We start from the raw sequence: 2,763 nt of genomic DNA on the forward strand, positions 1-2,763 counted from the left end.
CGCCAGATTTTTCAGATATTTTCCGTATTGGTTTTTTCCGCAAAGGTCTGCGCGTTTGATGAGGTCTTCGCGGGTGATCCAGTTTCTGGTGAAGGCGATTTCCTCGGGGCATCCGGTTTGCAGGCCCTGGCGGTTTTCCAGCGTGCGCACGAAATTGCCTGCGTCCAGCAGGCTGGCATGGGTGCCGGTGTCCAGCCAGGCATAGCCGCGCCCCATCAGTTCCACATTCAGCAGCCCGTCATGAAGATAGCTTTCCAGCAGGGTGGTGATCTCCAGCTCGCCACGGGCCGAGGGGCGCACGCTGCGGGCGCGTTCGGGGGCGCTGCCGTCCAGGAAATACAGCCCCGTCACTGCAAAGGCCGAGGGCGCGACGCGGGGCTTTTCCACCACCGCCCGCACCCGGCCATCGGCGTCGAAATCGACCACGCCATAGCGTTCCGGGTCCGACACCCGATACCCGAACACCGAACCGCCGGTCACGCGCGCATCCGCCGCCGCCAGCAATTGCGCCAGACCGTGACCAAAGAAGATATTGTCCCCCAGCACCATCGCCGAGGGCGCCCCGGCCAGAAAATCTTCGGCCAGCAGATAGGCCTGCGCCAGCCCGTCCGGCGAGGGCTGGACGATCCATTCAAAGCGCAGCCCCCATTGCGACCCATCCCCCAGCAGGTGCTGGAACTGGGCCTGATCCCCGGGGGTGGTGATGATCGCGATCTCGCGGATGCCCGACAGCATCAGCGTCGAGATCGGGTAATAGATCATCGGCTTGTCATAAATCGGCAGCAGCTGCTTGGACACGCCCATGGTGATCGGATACAGCCGCGTCCCCGACCCGCCGGCCAGAATGATACCCTTGCGCTGGTTCATGATACCCCCAGTTCCGCCAGAACCCGCGCCAGCCCGGCGTCCCAGTCCGGCCGTTCAATGCCAAAATCTGCGTGAATGCGCGCGCAGCTTAACCGCGAATTCAGCGGCCGCCGCGCGGGCGTCGGATAATCGGTGGTCGCAATCCCGGCCACCTGACAGGACAGCCCGGCCCGCGCAAAGATCTGGCGCGCAAAGCCGGCCCAGCTGACATCCGGGGCACCCGACAGGTGATAAATGCCGCGCGGCGCCGGGTCGTCGCGCATCTGCCGCGCCATCCGCAGCGCCGCATCCGCCAGCGCCGCCGCCGGGGTCGGGCCGCCGATCTGGTCGTCGACGATGTCCAGCCGGTCGCGCTGTGCCCCCAGCCGCAGCATCGTCTTGACGAAATTGCTGCCATGGGCCGAAAACACCCATGACGTGCGCAGCACCGCGCATTGCGCCCCGCTGTCCAGCGCGGCCTGTTCCCCGGCCAGCTTGGTCGCGCCATACACCCCCAGCGGGCCGGTCGCGGCGGCCTCGGCGCGGGGCTGATCGCCGCTGCCGTCAAAGACGTAATCGGTCGACAGGGTCACAAAGGGTACCCCCAGACGCGCACAGGCCGCGGCCATTGCCGCGACGGCATCGCGGTTCACCGCGGTGGCGGTGGCGGCGTCGGTTTCCGCCTTGTCCACGGCGGTATAGGCGGCGGCGTTGATCACCGCATCGGGCGCGCGCGCCACGATCAGGTCGTGGATCGCCCCGGCATCGCCCGCCAGATCGGCCTGATCGCGGCCCAGATAATCGGCCTGCGGCGCGATCCGCGCCAGTTCGCGCGCCACCTGACCGGTCTGCCCAAAGACCAGCATCAGCCGGCTACCCCCAGACGCTGACCCACGCCCTGACGGGTCAGCAGCGGCTGCCACCAGTCCTGATGCGTCAGATACCATTCCACCGTGCGCCGCAGCCCTTCCCCGACCGTGACCGAGGGCCGCCAGCCCAGTTCCGTGCGAATCCGCGTCGGATCAATGGCATAGCGGCGGTCATGGCCGGGCCGGTCGGCGACAAAGCTGATCAGCCGGTCATGCGGCGCGGCCTCGGGGCGCAGGCGGTCCATCTCGGCGCAGATCATCCGCACAAGGTCCAGATTGGTGGCCTCGTTCTCGCCGCCGATATTATAGCTGCGCCCGACCTGCCCCTGCGTCAGACACAGCAACAGCGCGTCGGCGTGGTCCTCGACATACAGCCAGTCGCGCACATTGCCGCCATCGCCGTAAACCGGGATAGGCCGGCCATGCAGCGCGTTCAGGATAACCACCGGCACCAGCTTTTCCGGGAAGTGGAACGGCCCGTAATTGTTGGAACAATTGGTCAAAACGACCGGCAGGCCATAGGTCTCGTGCCAGGCGCGCACCAGATGGTCGCTGGCCGCCTTGGAGGCAGAATACGGGCTGCGCGGGTCATAGGGCGTGGTCTCGGTGAACTGGCCGGTCGCGCCAAGGCTGCCGAACACCTCGTCGGTGGAAATGTGGTGAAAGCGAAACCCCTTTGGCCGCCCCTGCCCCACCCAGAAGGCGCGCGCGGCCTCAAGCATGTTGAAGGTGCCGTTGACATTGGTCTCGATAAAGGTGCCGGGGCCGTCGATGCTGCGGTCGACATGGCTTTCGGCGGCAAGATGCATCACCGCGTCAGGCCGGTGGCGCGCAAAAACCCCGTCCAGCGCCGCACGGTCGCGGATGTCGACCTGTTCAAACGCGTAAAGCCCGCTGTCGCAGACCGACGCCACATTCGCCGGATTCGCCGCATAGGTCAGCGCATCAACATTCACAACACTGTAGCCCCGCGAAACCGCAAGACGAACAACCGCAGACCCAATAAAACCGCAACCACCCGTCAAAAGTAACTTCATCTTAAAAGCCT

Annotated in this window: 3 protein-coding genes; all 3 read right to left on the reverse strand. The window is 65.7% G+C overall.

What is annotated here, in order from left to right; translation table 11 throughout:
• On the reverse strand, positions 1 to 867 hold an 867-nt coding region (rfbA, locus tag ACFXP9_RS14275), incomplete at its 3' end, for a glucose-1-phosphate thymidylyltransferase RfbA (protein WP_397209407.1).
• A complete protein-coding gene (rfbD, locus tag ACFXP9_RS14280) occupies positions 864 to 1,715 on the reverse strand; it encodes a dTDP-4-dehydrorhamnose reductase (protein WP_397209408.1) in 852 nt (283 codons plus the stop codon). The genes rfbD and rfbA, both read right to left, overlap by 4 nt.
• Complete coding sequence (gene rfbB, locus ACFXP9_RS14285) at positions 1,712 to 2,752, reverse strand: dTDP-glucose 4,6-dehydratase (RefSeq protein ID WP_397209409.1); 1,041 nt, start codon at positions 2,750 to 2,752, stop codon at positions 1,712 to 1,714. The genes rfbD and rfbB overlap by 4 nt, the downstream gene beginning before the upstream one ends.
• Positions 2,753 to 2,763 lie beyond the last annotated feature (11 nt).

Origin of the sequence: Paracoccus jiaweipingae (assembly GCF_044335505.1) — a bacterium.
GTDB lineage: Bacteria > Pseudomonadota > Alphaproteobacteria > Rhodobacterales > Rhodobacteraceae > Paracoccus.